The sequence below is a fragment of the Rhodoferax sp. AJA081-3 genome (assembly GCF_017798165.1).
Lineage (GTDB): Bacteria > Pseudomonadota > Gammaproteobacteria > Burkholderiales > Burkholderiaceae_C > Allorhodoferax.
Genome location: NZ_CP059068.1, coordinates 1,545,857 through 1,560,822 on the forward strand (window position 1 = coordinate 1,545,857; position 14,966 = coordinate 1,560,822).

Sequence of the window (14,966 nt, forward strand, 5' to 3'; positions counted from 1 at the left end):
TGTAGTCTCAGTCACGCAGTGCAAATAGTAACCGCTGACACGCGGCACACAAAACCACACATAGCAGGCTGGTATTCTTGGCTGGTGAATTACGCCCAACTGCTTTTCCCCGATTTTTCCCTCATCCTGTGTGGCTACCTGGTGTGCCGCTACACCGCCCTCAACCGCCCGGTCTGGGCCCAGGTGGATGCGCTGGTGTACTTCTTTTTGTTCCCGGTGCTTTTGTTCCAGTCCATCGTCAAAAGCCCGCTGGATGTAACCGCGGCGTCGCGCCTGATGGGTGCCGGCTGGGCGCTGGGGCTCAGTGGCATAGCGTTGGCCTATGCCCTGCCCCACATCCCACTACTGAAACGCTGGATCGACAAACGCGACCATGCCAGCAGTGCGCAGGTGGCGTTCCGCTTCAACTCCTTCATTGGCCTGGCCATTGCTGACCGCCTGGCGGGCGCACAGGGCCTGCAGCTGTTTGCGGTGCTGATTGGGGTCTGTGTGCCGCTGTTCAATGTGGGCGCCGTGTGGCCCATGGCCCGCCATGCCCAAACGGGCTTGGTGCGTGAACTGGTGCGCAACCCGCTGATCATTGCCACCGCCTCCGGCCTGGCGGCCAATTTGATGGGCTTCACCATTCCGCACTGGCTGGAGCCCACCACCACCCGCATCGGCGCGGCATCCCTGGCGCTGGGCCTGATGGCCGCGGGCGCCGGCATGCAACTGGGTGCGCTGGCCCGCGCCAAAACGCTGGCGGTATCCGTGCTGGCCATACGCCACCTGCTGCTGCCGCTGGTGGCCGCGGGCATTTGCTGGTTGTTTGGCTTGAGTGCGGCAGAGGCCACGGTGCTGATGATTTTCTCGGCCCTGCCCACGGCCTCCAGCTGTTATGTGCTGGCGGCGCGCATGGGTTACGACGGCGCCTATGTGGCGGGCCTGGTCACGCTGTCCACGCTCTTGGGGATGCTGAGCCTGCCCTTTGCGCTGGGGGTGTTGCGTTAGCCGGGTGCATTTAAGCAAAATTGGCCTCTAGCCCCCGTATTATCTATCTACTGCGCTATTTAAATAGTAGCAACCCGCTTCAAGCCGGCACCGGCTGCGCTACCACTTGCATCTTCTGCCAGGGCTGCCCACGCAGCAACACCAGCACCATACCCGCCAACACGGCCACGACCAGGATGGCGTTTTGCATGCCCGCCACAAAGGCCGCAGCGTCTACACCCGCTGGCAACCATTTGGAGATCGGCTCCAGGTAGTAACGCACATAAAGCAACAGCAGCAGCGGCGCCATCCACACGCCCACGCGGGCCGGCCAGCCACCGGCTTCGGCTAATACCGCCCGGCTGGCCAGCAGGAAGAGTGCAGACGCAATAAACACCACGGTGAACAACGTGCCCATGATGGGTTTGGCGGCACCGAAGGATGCACTCCAGTAGCTGTAGGGCGCCCAAGCCATACACGCCAGACCCAGGCCCAATGCCAGACCGCGGGCACGTTTGGGGCCCAGTGCATCGGCGTAACGGCTTTCACCGGCAGCGGCGGGCTTGAGCCATGGGATCACCAGAATGCAGAACAGTCCCAAAATGCCGTCCACCATCATCGTGGTGGGGTAGCCCCAGGCTTCAATGGCAATGCCCTGCCAAGTGGCGGAATAAGAAATCGCCAGGTTCATCAACGCCATGTAGGCGGTGAACTGGGTCGCGGCCACGGCGGGGTTGGTCACGTCCATCATGATGGCCGAGCGGGTGCCATACATCAGGCCCTGCGCCACGGAATAGAACAGCGTGGCAATCCACAGCGCAGTCACCAGCGCCACCGGCACCTGGGGGCGGTTCTCGGCGCCCTGGGGCACGGGCATGACCCAGCCGTATTTGGACAACTCGTTCATCAAATAAAACACCGGCAGACTCATCAGCGCCAGGTACACGGCCAGCGTGCGCCGGCGGCCCAGCCGGTCCGACACATAACCACCCAGCACACAAAAACTGGCGTTCAGCATGGACGACCAAAAGCCCAGCGCGGCCACCTGGTCATTGCTCATGCCCAGTTCTACTGCCAGGTTGGATTGCAGGGTCAGGCCCAGGCACATGGCGCCGGCCGGCAACAGCGCAAACAGCAGGCCGCCATAGGCGCCGGGGCTGCCCAGGAAGGAGCGGAACGCGTCGACGGCAAACGTGCGCATCTCGCGCCCGGCCTGGGCTAGCTTGGAGCCCACCACCGCGGCCCGCGCAGGGCCTGGCACTTCCTTCATCGGCAACACCACAAAGGCCGTCACCGCCAGAATGGCGCCCGACACAAAAAAGAAAGTGGGCTGGAAGCCGGTCATGCCGCTCAAGAACAACACACCGCTGCCCCCCAGCATGCTGCCAATCATGGCGCCGCCAAACATCATGCCGTTGGCCAGGCCGCGTTCTTCTTCCTGCAGCGTGCTGCAGGCCAGCGCGTCGATGGCCACGTCCTGCATGGCGCCAAAGGTGTTGTGCACAAAGAGGATGATGGTGAAGAGCCATAGCTGCTGCGGCAGGTCCAGCATCACCGTGGACAGCAGCGTCAGCGCCATCAGCACCTGGGTCACCAGAATCCAGGCGCGGCGGCGGCCAAAACGGTCGGACGAGAACACGTCCACCAGCGGGCCAAAGGCCCATTTAAAGGCCCAGGGCAGGTAGAAGGAGCCAACAAAGGCGCCGATCTCGGCCGGGCCTACATCCAGACGGCGCAGCATGGTGGCCACCGCGGTGGCGGCAAAGCCCAGGGGGATACCTTCGGTGAGGTAGAGCAAAAAGAAAGCCGTCAGACGGCCATTTTTGGTGGCCAGCAGATTGGGTAGTCGCATAAGGTTGTGCCTTTTAGTGAGGGCGGGATCATCGCACAGGGGCGACGGTGTCTTCCCCCATGTTTTCCCTCGCCACAAGGGGACGGCAGATGGCCTGTTTAGCCGGTTTGCGCCAACGCCCACACAATGTGCTCCCGCACCAGCGGGCTGGAATGCTCCGTATGGCTCCGCAGGAACGGGGCTACATCGGCGCCCTGCCGCAGCGCATTGCCCAAGGCCACAGCAATATTGCGCTGCCAGCGCTCGTGCCCTATGCGGCGTATCGGGCTGCCCTCGGTGCGCTGCAGGAACTCGGCCTCGGTCCAGCTGAACAGTTGTTCTAGCTGCTGCCCGCTCAAGCCCTCGCGCGGGTCAAAGTCCTCCAACGGGCTGCGCTGCGCAAACTTGTTCCAGGGGCAGACCAGTTGGCAATCGTCACAGCCATAAATGCGGTTGCCCATGGGGGCACGGAATTCCTCGGGTATGGGGCCCGCATGTTCAATCGTCAGGTACGAAATGCAGCGCCGCGCATCCAGCTTGTGTGGCGCGACGATGGCCTGTGTGGGGCAGGCGGTGATGCAGGCGCTGCAGGTGCCGCAGTGGCCTTGCACGGGGCTGCTTGCGGGCAGCGGCACATCCACATAAATCTCGCCCAGGAAAAACATGGACCCCGCCTCGCGGTTCAGCAAGAGTGTGTGTTTGCCGCGCCAGCCCTGGCCGCTGCGGGCGGCCAGCTCGGCCTCCAGCACGGGGGCGGAGTCGGTGAAGGCGCGGTGGCCAAAGGCGCCGATCTCCTGCGCAATACGTTCGCTCAACTTTTGCAGGCGGCTGCGCAAGACCTTGTGGTAGTCCCGCCCCCGGGCGTAGACGGAGACGATGCCCTCGCCCGGGCGATTCAATCGGTCCAGCTCCACCGTGGTCCAGTCCTCGGGCGTGTCCTTCGGCAGGTAGTCCATGCGCGCGGTGATGACGCTCAGCGTGCCAGGCACCAGCTCGGCAGGCCGAGCGCGCTTCAAGCCGTGGCTGGCCATATAGGCCATGTCGCCGTGGAACCCATGCTCCAGCCAACGCAGCAATCCGGCCTCGGCCGACGATAAATCCACAGAGGCCACGCCAATTTGGGAGAATCCCAATTCCCGGGCCCAGGCCTGCATTTGCGAAACCAGCTGGTTGCCATCGAATTGAGTGCTATTGATCGTCACGCCCCTATTGTAAAAACCCTGCACTGGCCGGACGAAGCGGCCACGCAGCAGTTTGCCAAGTCACTGGCGGCCTTGCCTGATGTGGGCCATGCCTTCATCGCCCTGCATGGCGACCTGGGTGCGGGCAAGACCACATTTGTGCGCCACCTGCTGCACGCGCTGGGTGTGACCGGGCGCATCAAAAGCCCGACCTATGCGGTGGTGGAGCCTTATGAGTTGTCGAATCTGAACATCTGGCATTTCGACTTCTACCGCTTTGCCGATCCACGCGAATGGGAGGATGCGGGCTTTCGCGACATCTTTGCCAGCCCCGGCCTGAAGCTGGCTGAGTGGCCCGAGAAGGCCGGCACCATGCTACCCTGCGCAGACATGGACATCACCATCGTCACCACACCCGACGCCGCGCGCCAAGTGACCCTGCGTGCCAACACGCTTGTGGGTGTGGCCCTGCTGCTGGCTGCCCCAGCCGAGGGACCGCAGCCTTGACGATGCAACGCCGCACCCTGCTCAAATCCGGCGGCAGCATTGTGCTGAGCCTGGGGTTGGCGGAATTGGCCCATGGCGCCACCATCATCACCGTGCGGGTTTGGCCTGCGCCCGAGTATTCGCGGGTGACGATTGAATCCGACAGCGCGCTGACCACCAAGCAGACCTTTGTACCCAGCCCGCCCCGCCTGGCGGTGGACATCGAAGGCATCACGCTGAACCCGGCACTCAAGGAGCTGGTGGCCAAGGTCCGCGCCGATGACCCGAATATTGCGGGCATCCGCGTCGGCCAGTTCGCGCCCAATGTCGTGCGCCTGGTGGTGGACCTGAAGTTGCCGATACGCCCGCAGGTCTTTGCGCTGACGCCGGTGGCAGCCTACCAACACCGCCTGGTGCTGGACCTGTACCCGGCGCAGGAAGCAGACCCGCTGGAAGCCCTGATTGCGCAGCGCTTGCAAGAAGGTGGTCAGCCCCCCGCTACCTCTGCCAAGCCAGCAAGCACTGCCACCCCCAACCCCAGCGACCCGCTGGGTGATCTGATCACCCAGCAAACACGCAAGCCAGACCCCGCTGCGGGCACAGCCACCGCACCTGTCAACGCCCAAATAGCTACACAATCGATAGCAACACCATCAGCAAATACGGGGGCTAGTGGCCAAAATAGCCCCAAGGTATCTGGCAAAACCTCTACCACCGAACCCACGGCGACCGACCGCCTCATCATCATTGCACTGGACCCCGGCCATGGCGGCGAAGACCCGGGCGCTGTAGGACCCGGTGGCACGCGCGAGAAAGACGTGGTGCTGCGTCTGGCCCATTTGCTGCGGGCACGTATCAATGCCACCACGGTCAACGGCAACGCCATGCGTGCCTACCTGACACGCGACGCAGATTTTTTTGTACCGTTGCAGGTGCGGGTGCAAAAAGCCCGCCGGGTGCAGGCCGATTTGTTTGTCAGCCTGCATGCCGATGCTTTTTTTACACCCAATCCGCAGGGTGCCAGCGTGTTTGCGCTCAGTCAGGGCGGCGCCTCCAGCAGTGCGGCGCGCTGGATGGCGGCCAAAGAAAACAAGGCGGATTTGATTGGCGGCCTGAACGTGCAAAGCAAAGATGCCACAGTGCAGCGCGCACTGCTGGACATGAGCACTACTGCCCAGATCAACGACAGCCTCAAACTGGGCAGCAGCCTGCTGGGGGAGATTGGCCGCGTCGGCAAACTGCACAAGCCCAAAGTGGAACAGGCTGGTTTTGCCGTGCTGAAGGCACCTGATATTCCCAGTGTGTTGGTAGAGGCCGCATTTATCAGCAACCCCACCGAAGAGGCCAAGCTCAACAGTGACGAGTTTTTAAACCAGTTGGCAGACGCACTGATGCGTGGCATCGAACGCTATTTCTCCAAGAACCCGCCGCTGGCACGCAACCGGGTCAGGGGTTAAACCGCTGCCTTGCTCCGCGTGCGCCAAGCGCCAAACAAAACAATCAGGCCGGGAACAAAAATCATCGCCCAGATGATCTTGTCCAGATTCGCCTTGACCCAGGGGAAGCTGCCCAAGAAGTAACCTGCCGTGCAGATGCCCAGCACCCAGATCAGGGCGCCCACCACGTTAAACAGTGTGAATTTGGCACGATTCATCTGCGCCACGCCACCCACAAACGGTACAAAGGTGCGCAGGAAAGGCATGAAGCGCGCGGCGATGATGGTGAAGCCACCATAGGTTTCGTAAAAGGTGTGCGCCTTGTCAAACGCCGCCTTGTTGAAAAACCGGGACTGCTCCCACTGGAACACCTTGGGCCCGAAGTAGCGGCCAATCGAGTAGTTGCACTGGTCACCGAGGATGGCCGCCACGAGCAACACGCTGACCGCAACCGGATAACTCATCAGACCGGCACCACACATGGCGCCCACTACAAAAAGCAGCGAATCACCCGGCAAAAACGGCATGACCACTACGCCGGTTTCTACAAAGATGATGACAAACAACAAGGCGTAAACCCAGGTGCCGTAGTTCTGGACAAAGGTCTCCAAGTGTTTGTCCACGTGCAGGATGAAGTCAATCAAGAAAGCGGCAAATTCCATGGGGGGGGTCTAGTTGCGTGTTGAAGGTCGGGGAGTTTACAGAGTCCCCGGGATGTGCCAGGCAGACTGCATTTCTTATCCCCGAATCGGACCAGGTTCAACCAGCAGGCTGATCGCCTGCGCCAAACTGGCGGGGAACCGTTTGCTATTGCGGCCTCTCGGCGTAAGCCGATAGCTGTTTCCCGACGGCAGCACATGCAAACCCACCCCAAGCAGTTCCAAACGCTCCTGTGCGTCGATGCTTTCATAGTTAGACAACATATTGCGTCCGTCAACAATGGTTACTGCGCCTCGCCCGATAATTTCAATTCCAACACCCCGCTCAACAATCAGCGCAGTGTCTTCATCTACACCGACCCCCAAAAGCGATGGGCGTTCAGCAAGTACGGATAACAATCGCCCTAAACGGCCACGCTCCGAGAAATGCTGATCGATGATGGCATTTGAGATAAGCCCCAAACCAATATCGAGTTGAGCGGCGTCTTTTTCCGGGAGCTTTGTGGCGCCGCCGTATGCAAGCATATTGCGTGATAAAACGGCGGCCCCTGCACTTGTTCCAGCCATGCAACAACCTCGGACGTGGAACGCCACATGCAGCGCGCGAAACACTTCGGTTTCCCAGATCAAGTCCATGAGCCGACGCTGGTCGCCACCGGATAGAAATATTCCGTCCGCCTCCAAGATCAAGTCAACCACCGAAACCGCGTTGGCGGCCTCTCGGTCTGGAATTGGGATAGGCTGGCAATCGTCTACACCCAGTTCGGCAAATACGCTTTGGTAGCCCAACCATGCAAGATTTGGGTCTGAGCTTGCAGCACTCAGAACCCTGATGCGACTCGCCGGTCCACCGCAAAGATCCACGAAGCGCCGAAGGATGACACGGTCCTGGAGTCTGTCTTCCGCCCCCCCAATAATGACCAGTCGTCCAAGACGCCTTGCTTGGGCATTTATTGGCAATGGCAAAAGCGCGGGCGCCATAGACAGTAGAGAGCGTCGGTTCAACATTTGTTGGAATAGCCTCGCTGACGAGAATCAATGGTTTGGGACAACCTTTGCCGTTGCGGGATCAACGAGAAGCAACACACGTCGCCCCCGTGGATGCAAACCGTACATTTCATAACATCCCATCTCGATGCGAATAGACTTTTCAATAGAAAAGGCCGCTAAGTGGTTATTCCTAGCGGCCTTGTCGGTTGGTATGGTGGAGCTGGCGTCAATTGAAAGAAGGCTGGAAACCCGCATCAACACTAGCTTTTCTATTTCCGCAAGCATTTTTGTTCCCCCGCTTGTTCCCCCGAGTTGCTTCCGCTACCCGGCAAACTGGAGCACGTCGGCAATGTATCACAAGGCCCATCGCATACCCAACAACACGGCACCGTTCACCGTTCACCGTTCACCGTTCACCGTTCACCGTTCACCGCTTACTGTTCACCGCTTACTGTTCACCTTTTTCCAAACCTGTTCACTAGCGGAATGTTGCGCCTCTACGCACCCTTGCGGGGTATGTCTCAGGAGTACCTTTCCAAGGTCAATCAGCACAACACAACCCCCTTACGAGCATCACGAAACAGTCCGAATCCGCGACTCTACGCACCCGTATCAGCTTTGCCCCAGGAGTACCTTTTGAGTGTTGATCCAGCCAAGAATGCATGCAGCCAGTGAACGGAATCCGATGTGATTGATTCAGTTCAACTTCGGCTAGCCTCACGCCTCGGCCCTTTAACAAAACAGATAGGCGTCTACGTTCCGCCATCGTCAGGCCCTCGTTGTCGGGGTACCAGCTTGGAAATGCAAGCGGGTAGAACTGGACGCGAATCCAACCCGCTGCAAGACCCTGCCAGAGCCCTTTGGCGCAAGCAGGCCCGCCACACCGGGCTCTGTCGTAAGGTACTGCGCGCCAGCGTTCATGTCCGCAACAGCGGTGTTGGACCCTTTAAAGTAGACCACCGCTGGCGTCCCGGCCAGTGCGGCTTCCAATACATAGCCCATGGCCTCGTAACCACTCGCTGTGGCATCGGCAAGCCGCACACGAAAGAAGCCGCCATCGTCAAAAATATTGACCAGAGCACCGGCAAAAATGTCCTGTGAGGCTTGTATCAGCGCCATGTCGGCCGTGACCCAACACCAAGGCGAAGCAAGCCTTTTAGGATCTGTAGTTCAGGGACGCGGGGGCGAGCTATTCGGGTTTTGATTTGCATCACCGCTGATGCTGCATAAATGACAGTGCAAAATCTTAAAAAACGTGCACTATTTCACTGTTTGCGGTGGTTGTAACGCTTCGCTTTTTCGCCTAACCACCATCACCGACGCCATGGGCATGTGCGGGCAAATTTTCCCGGACGATGCCCCGAACAGTAAGTTGCGCTCTCACGCTCCCTGGCAACTTTCTGCGCTGCTGGCTGTAGCCTAGGAGAGTGGGGATACGGTCAGAGAGTCGGACTCCAGTGCAATCTGCTCTTGCAAGCTGACTTGCTCAGCCGCCATCGCTGTAAATTTCTCTCGCCTAATGGGGTCAATGTCTTCACCCGCAGCGATCTGCAATATGCCAAGCAAGATTGATGACGCGCTCACCAAAAACTGAGGCCCAGACTCTCGACCAACGTCCCCACGCACCCCAATAATTTCCGCTTTCGCATTAACAGGAAGGTATGCGTCCAGTGCAACAAGCGAAGCATGGGAAAACGCATTCAATCGCCTGTACATTGTGTTGTAGGTCTCCATGTTCCCGCTCTTATCAGCCCAGTAATGCGCGTTGAACCCCGATTGTTCCATGGTCAACTCTGATAGCACTTTCTCGATGCTGTCATCTGTCAACCACTCCGGGCGAGAGTCCAAGGAAACAGTCTTCAGTCCCTTTAAGGCTTTGCGGTTTTCCCCAAGGCTTTGTTTGGCCAACACGTCAAGCTGCTCGGGCGAATCATTAACCACGTGCAAAACAAGTACCAATTCAAGCAACACCCGTAGGACTGCCCCGGCGGGTTCATACAAATTCGATTCAACTAGGCTGACCACAGCTCGAAAGTAGGTGAGCGCCCTTCGACCTGTGGCCATAGCAAAAATGCGGACCTTTTCAGTTTGTAGCGCTTGCATGGTGCCAAGCTCTGACACAGCAAGGCGGTCCATTTCGCGACTATGGGCAACTGCGGTTGAAAGTGTTTGAGCATTCATGCTGAAGAGGCTACGACAGAAATCTCGTTTTTGCCAGTTTTCACGGGGTGATCTGGTCCAGGGGAAGGCATATTCGCGGTCATTTCCAGTCAGGTGCGCAGGCATCCGGGGCGGTGGTCTGCGTTGAAAGAATGGCAAAACGTGGCAATGGAACAAGTACTGATAGAGAGTTTGCTCCCTATTTGCTCCCTATTTGCTCCCTACATTGCTCCCTACTGCAATCGGGCTGCAGCCCGCATCGTTGCTGCGTTCCTTCATTTGTCCCCGCTGCTCCCTACAAAAACACATGTCCAGCCGAAACTAACCTCCATCGAGCGAAAAAAGCCGCCCGACGGCGGTACGAGGCTGTTTGGAACGGCGGCTGACTGGATTTGCACTGGCCTAACATTTCAGGTCAGTGAACGTTGAGGAAAAACTTCCGCCACGCTACTCAACACAGTTCTGTGTTCAGCCCTGCTCGGTCTACCCCACTTTTGGGGCCGTAATTTTGCGAATCCAATGAAGTTCTATGCCGCCCGCTGGGGCATGGGAACAACGTCCGCGCCCTTGCGCAGCTTGTCCAGGTAGTCGGCCCAATGCTGGATCTGTTCGAAGCGCTGCGCCAGGTACTGGGTGCGGTTGTAGCTGCGGCCGTTGGAGTCTTTGACGGCGTGGGCTAGGTTGGCTTCGATGGCCAGCGGATCAAGGTTCAACTGATCGACCATCATCGTTCGGGCGCTGGCCCGGAAGCCGTGCCAGGTCTGTGCCTTGCCAAAGCCAAGCGCATACAGGGCGCTGCGCACCGAGTTGTCACTGATGGGGCGGTCGTGACTGCGTTCACCGGGGAAGACATAGCGACCATGACCGGTGATGGGGTGCAGCTCTCGCAGTAACGCGACCGCTTGCGTGGGCAAGGGCACCACATGCGGGTCGCCTTGCTCCTTTGCCGCCTTGGTGCGCTTCATTTTCGCGCTGGGGATCGTCCATAAGGCCGCGTCCAGGTCGAGCTCTATCCACTCCATTTCCCGCAGGTTGCCCGGGCGCTGATACACCAGCGGTGCGAGCTGCAGGGCCGTGCGCACAATCGTGCCGCCCTTGTATGCCGACATTGCCCGCAGTAGCACACCAAACTGTGCAGGCTCCACGATGGCCGCAAAGGTCTTGCCCCGGTACGGCGTCAGGCGTTTTTTCAAGCCCTCGGTGATGTTGCGTTGAGCGACCTTCGCCGTGGGTAGCCAGTAGTCCCAGATTTGACGGCACAACATCAACACGCGGTCAGCCGTTTCGACTGCGCCCCGCTCCTCCACCTTCTGAAGCACCGCAAGCAGCTCCAGGGCGTGAATTTCTGCAATGGGGCGCTCACCAACCCATGGGTACAGATCGCGCTCCAACTGGCGCAAAGACCGGTCGGCATGGCTTGGGCTCCACTGGGGCACTTGCTTGGCATACCACTCCGTCGCCACCGCTTTGAATGTCGCCCCATCCGGTATCGAGGCTTTCAGCTTTTCGACCTTGCGGGCCGCCACGGGGTCCCGGCCCTCGGACTTTTGCGCCTTGGCCGCGTCACGTGCCTTGCGGGCATCCTTGGGGCCAACGTCTGGATAGCTCCCCAAAGCCATACGCCCCTCTTTGCCGTCTTTGCGGTACTTCCAAAACCACCGCTTGGAACCATTGGGGGCGACCTCCAGGTAAAGGCCACCGGAGCAAGCCATGCGCACCCGCGTTTTATCTGCGGGGCAGCTTGCATTTTTACATTCAACATCGGTCAGCATGGGGAACAGCTCCAGAGTGAAAACGGGGGAACAAACTCAATTTCCGGAGTCTACCCGCACTTTGTTCCCCCGTCTGTTCCCCCACTTTGCACCGGATGTACACGGACTATGGCGGACGAATATGGAAGCACAACGACCGTAAGTCATTGATTAGACAAAGAAAAAGGCCGTTTGCTGGATGTTAGCAAACGGCCTTGGACGTATGTATGGTGGTGGGGCCGCACCCCCTCTCAAACCCAGCAAACTGGGCTCGTTTTAGCTGCCAATGGCTGCTGCGAAAAAATGCGGAATCCACAAGCCTCGCTAGCGAGTCTATCAGAGGGAGATCATCCGACCTTTCGCAGGCACCAGGTTCAATTTCAAATCCGCAATCCACACTTGAACCGCCGTCCGCATTTTTTACCCGATAACCTGGCTTTGGTACGAAAACACACCTTCATGGAGCGCCGCCAACTCTTGCGAAGGAGACCCGTGGACACCAAATATCTGGGGCTAAGACAACAGGCAGGGTGATCAAGACTGCGTTCTTGCACTTTCCGGATTGTTGGTTTACAATTTCAGTACGAAACTACATTTTTGTAAACCACTCAAGGCACATCATGTTCAACACTCGACTCCACCGAGCTCGTAAGGCTGCAGGGCTTTCCCTGCGGGATCTTGGTGAGCGTGTGGGGGTGTCTCATGCCTCTATAAAAAAGTACGAAGACGGTGATGCAATGCCGTCGTCAGACATCCTGCTTCATTTAGCACGGGCCCTGCAGGTGCGCACGGAATACTTTTTCCGCCCAGCCCCCGTCGTGTTGGAGGGCATTGAATACCGCAAGCGCAGCTCCCTCCCCAAAAAGCGGTTGGATGCGATTACCCATGAAGTCCTTGATCAAATTGAACGCCGTATCGAACTAGAGAACCTGTTTCCACAGTCTCCAGTAAAGTCATTTGCACCTGTTGAAGAGGTCAATGACCAAATCACGTCGATGGATCAGATCGAGGATGTTGCCGATCGGGTCCGCAGCGCATGGAACCTCGGTTTTGATCCTATCCCGGATTTGATCGACGTTCTCGAGACAAACGGTATCCGTGTCTTCATGATTGAGGCCGACACCGAAAATAAATTCGACGGCCTTGCGGCTCGTGTAAGTGGCATGCCGATTGTGGTCGTGGGTCGACACTGGCCCGGCGATCGTCAACGCTTTACCTTGGCCCATGAACTTGGACACCTGATGCTGGAAGGACGTCTTTCTCAGGATCTAGATGAGGAAAAAGCATGCAACCGTTTCGCAGGTGCTTTCCTGTTCCCACGCGAATCGGTGCGCCAAGAGCTTGGTGATCACCGCAATGCGATTGAACTCAAGGAACTTGGACTGATTAAAGAAGAGTTTGGTTTGTCCATGACTGGAATTCTTCATCGCGCCCACGATCTCGACATCATTTCCCCTGCCTATCGGGAAGGTCAGGTTAAGTTGTTTCGCTTCAAAGGTTGGTACTGGAAGGAACCGGGTCAGCCCTATCCCGCAGAAAAGGCACACATATTCGAGCAACTGGTGTTCCACGCCTTGGCTGAAGATTACATCGGCGAATCAAAAGCTGCAGAGCTGATGAATATGCCATTGCAACAGTTCCGGCGCGTCCGCTCCATGGAGGGCGGCGATGCTGCTCCTAATAAGTGATGCCAACATATTGATGGACGTTGAAGTCGGTGACCTTGTGGCGCCGATGTTCAGCTTGGGCTACGAATTTGCCGTGCCCAACGTCCTCTACTATGAAGAACTGGAGGATCAGCATGCACATCTGCTGGACATGGGACTGCAGGTCCGCACTTTGACAGCCAAGGGGGTCGGACGCGTCCAGTCACTGAGTCAGACCTACGCTAGACCCGGTCGCAATGACTTATTCGCTCTGGCATTGGCCGAAGCGGAACAATGCCCCCTTTTAACCGGCGATGCGGCTCTTAGATCCGCGGCCGAATCAGAAAATGTCGTGGTCATGGGAACGGTCTGGCTAGTTTCAGAAATGGTGCGTCAGCAGCGCATCACGGTTGCCGTCGCAAGGGCTGCGCTTCACAGGATGCGTGTCAACGGTCGCAGACTTCCGTGGGATGTTGCTGAGAAGGCACTGAATGAACTTGAAACTCCACAACCGAAAACCGGGGGGGCTGATTGACTAGTTGAGTTTGAAAAGAAAAAGGCCCTGAAGTGCTAACTACACATCAGGACCTTCGGTGAGGTGAATAAGGGTCTACCAAACCACCACATACCAGTCTTGGGGAAGACGAGTGAGTTTACAGCTCCTTGGTGTGCGGCGCAACAAAAACCCTTCAACTTTATGAGGAGGAACTTCATGTTCTATCTCCGATTGAAGAGTGTCGCTGTCCGCGCATACACCCGCTTTCGCCTTGGGCGAGTGGAGTCTGTGTGCAAGCATTGGCGCTCCCATCCCGGACAGCTACAGCTGTTCACATGACGCGGTTCAAAACCGGGACGTAGCGCCCGGCCGTGAGGCCGGTGTCCAACACCGATGGTAGTTGGAATTGAAGCCCGGGCAATAGCCCGGGGATTCCTCAAACTTTCACATGGAGCCAATCATGGCCAAAACTCCTGCCAATCATGGCAAAAGCTGGACACCCAGCCAAAATCAGCAACTGAAACAGCTTGCTCAGGGAAATACACCAACCCGCGTTATGGGCTTGAAACTCGGACGCACGCCCGAAGCAGTTCAAAGTCATGCACAAGAACTCGGTGTTTCACTGAAGCCGACAAATCAGTCGCCTTACGGAACTTCAAAGTAGGAATCTGCCTATGTCCACATAGGCATAAACCTCCTCCGCTTTTACTACTTGAGCGGAGCCCCGCAAGGGTTCAGCCCGGCCTAAATCCGCTGGGCTTTTTATTGCATTCAATACTTGCTGGCATCCGATTCAATTGGCCTCTCAAGCGAGAGTCGACTCAATCACGATGCGACAGACCGCTGCGCCTTTCACAGCCCAGTTCACATACGTATTTTTGTATGGAGAACTCGAATGGAACCCAAAATCTGCCCCTGCTGCGGCGAAGTCTTTCAACCCCGCCCACAGGTCCAAAACCAAACCTATTGCTCATCCCCAGCCTGCCAACGGGAACGACGCCAAGCCTGGCAACGCAAAAAGCTGCAGGACGACCGCTTCTACCGCGAAAACCGGCAGGACGCGCAGCGCGCCTGGCGAGAACGCAACCCGGACTACTCAAGCAACTACAGAGCCAAGAACCAGCAATACGCGGATCGAAACCGCGATCAGCAACGCGCCAAGCCCAATGGCGTCCAGAGATTTGAACTCTCGAAGACGGACATGTCAATTTTGATGAGCGGCATTCCCGCTGGGATCTACCGAATCCGGCCTGTTCCACTGAGCCAATCTGCAAAGATGGACGCGTGGATTGTGGAGATTTCTCCAGTGTGCGGCGACTGCCCCTGCAAAACAGACGCTTGCAAAGATAGGACGTGATAGC

General features: G+C 58.0%; 15 protein-coding genes. 7 read left to right on the forward strand and 8 right to left on the reverse strand.

Features of this window, described 5'->3' with window-relative positions; all coding sequences use genetic code 11:
- Nucleotides 1–84 precede the first annotated feature (84 nt).
- Entirely contained in the window at nucleotides 85–990 is a 906-nt protein-coding gene (locus HZ993_RS07150) for an AEC family transporter (RefSeq protein ID WP_209396556.1), read from the forward strand.
- Between the two features lie 79 nt (nucleotides 991–1,069).
- Here the strand turns inward: HZ993_RS07150 and HZ993_RS07155 are convergent, their stop codons facing one another.
- Both HZ993_RS07155 and queG read right to left on the reverse strand, forming a co-directional pair.
- Nucleotides 1,070–2,821, reverse strand: a complete 1,752-nt coding sequence (locus HZ993_RS07155; protein ID WP_209396557.1) for an MFS transporter — start codon at nucleotides 2,819–2,821, stop codon at nucleotides 1,070–1,072.
- A gap of 98 nt (nucleotides 2,822–2,919) precedes the next feature.
- Entirely contained in the window at nucleotides 2,920–3,954 is a 1,035-nt protein-coding gene (gene queG, locus HZ993_RS07160) for a tRNA epoxyqueuosine(34) reductase QueG (RefSeq protein ID WP_209398317.1), read from the reverse strand.
- A gap of 27 nt (nucleotides 3,955–3,981) precedes the next feature.
- Between queG and tsaE the strand changes: the two genes are divergently transcribed.
- Together tsaE and HZ993_RS07170 are read left to right on the forward strand one after the other, a co-directional pair.
- Entirely contained in the window at nucleotides 3,982–4,488 is a 507-nt protein-coding gene (tsaE, locus tag HZ993_RS07165; RefSeq protein WP_209396558.1) for a tRNA (adenosine(37)-N6)-threonylcarbamoyltransferase complex ATPase subunit type 1 TsaE, read from the forward strand.
- Nucleotides 4,489–4,490: 2 nt separating this feature from the next.
- Nucleotides 4,491–5,924 (forward strand): N-acetylmuramoyl-L-alanine amidase, encoded by a 1,434-nt coding sequence (locus tag HZ993_RS07170; protein WP_209398319.1) that lies wholly within the window; start codon nucleotides 4,491–4,493, stop codon nucleotides 5,922–5,924.
- Here HZ993_RS07170 and HZ993_RS07175 read toward each other — a convergent pair.
- The 6 genes from HZ993_RS07175 to HZ993_RS07195 all read right to left on the reverse strand — a co-directional run bounded on the left by HZ993_RS07175 (nucleotide 5,921) and on the right by HZ993_RS07195 (nucleotide 11,484).
- Entirely contained in the window at nucleotides 5,921–6,565 is a 645-nt protein-coding gene (locus HZ993_RS07175) for a DedA family protein (protein WP_209396559.1), read from the reverse strand. The genes HZ993_RS07170 and HZ993_RS07175 overlap by 4 nt on opposite strands.
- Nucleotides 6,566–6,640: 75 nt before the next feature.
- A complete protein-coding gene (locus HZ993_RS07180) occupies nucleotides 6,641–7,570 on the reverse strand; it encodes a cyanophycinase (RefSeq protein ID WP_209396560.1) in 930 nt (309 codons plus the stop codon).
- A gap of 27 nt (nucleotides 7,571–7,597) precedes the next feature.
- Complete coding sequence (locus tag HZ993_RS24955) at nucleotides 7,598–7,837, reverse strand: PepSY domain-containing protein (protein ID WP_371816971.1); 240 nt, start codon at nucleotides 7,835–7,837, stop codon at nucleotides 7,598–7,600.
- Between the two features lie 483 nt (nucleotides 7,838–8,320).
- On the reverse strand, nucleotides 8,321–8,671 hold the full coding sequence (locus tag HZ993_RS07185) for a hypothetical protein (RefSeq protein ID WP_209396561.1): 351 nt from the start codon (nucleotides 8,669–8,671) through the stop codon (nucleotides 8,321–8,323).
- Nucleotides 8,672–8,971: 300 nt separating this feature from the next.
- Complete coding sequence (locus HZ993_RS07190) at nucleotides 8,972–9,838, reverse strand: DUF5677 domain-containing protein (RefSeq protein WP_209396562.1); 867 nt, start codon at nucleotides 9,836–9,838, stop codon at nucleotides 8,972–8,974.
- Between the two features lie 401 nt (nucleotides 9,839–10,239).
- Nucleotides 10,240–11,484, reverse strand: a complete 1,245-nt coding sequence (locus HZ993_RS07195; RefSeq protein ID WP_209396563.1) for an integrase arm-type DNA-binding domain-containing protein — start codon at nucleotides 11,482–11,484, stop codon at nucleotides 10,240–10,242.
- 599 nt (nucleotides 11,485–12,083) lie between these two features.
- Here HZ993_RS07195 and HZ993_RS07200 point away from each other — a divergent pair.
- The 4 genes from HZ993_RS07200 to HZ993_RS07215 all read left to right on the forward strand — a co-directional run bounded on the left by HZ993_RS07200 (nucleotide 12,084) and on the right by HZ993_RS07215 (nucleotide 14,962).
- Complete coding sequence (locus tag HZ993_RS07200) at nucleotides 12,084–13,151, forward strand: XRE family transcriptional regulator (RefSeq protein WP_209396564.1); 1,068 nt, start codon at nucleotides 12,084–12,086, stop codon at nucleotides 13,149–13,151.
- Nucleotides 13,132–13,644: a PIN domain-containing protein gene (locus tag HZ993_RS07205; RefSeq protein ID WP_209396565.1), complete on the forward strand. Its 513-nt coding sequence runs from the start codon at nucleotides 13,132–13,134 to the stop codon at nucleotides 13,642–13,644. Before HZ993_RS07200 ends, HZ993_RS07205 begins: the two co-directional genes overlap by 20 nt.
- A 421-nt stretch (nucleotides 13,645–14,065) precedes the next feature.
- Nucleotides 14,066–14,269, forward strand: coding sequence for a hypothetical protein (locus HZ993_RS07210; protein WP_209396566.1), 204 nt, complete (start codon nucleotides 14,066–14,068; stop codon nucleotides 14,267–14,269).
- Nucleotides 14,270–14,500: 231 nt separating this feature from the next.
- Nucleotides 14,501–14,962, forward strand: coding sequence for a hypothetical protein (locus tag HZ993_RS07215; RefSeq protein WP_209396567.1), 462 nt, complete (start codon nucleotides 14,501–14,503; stop codon nucleotides 14,960–14,962).
- The last annotated feature ends 4 nt before the right edge of the window (nucleotides 14,963–14,966 follow it).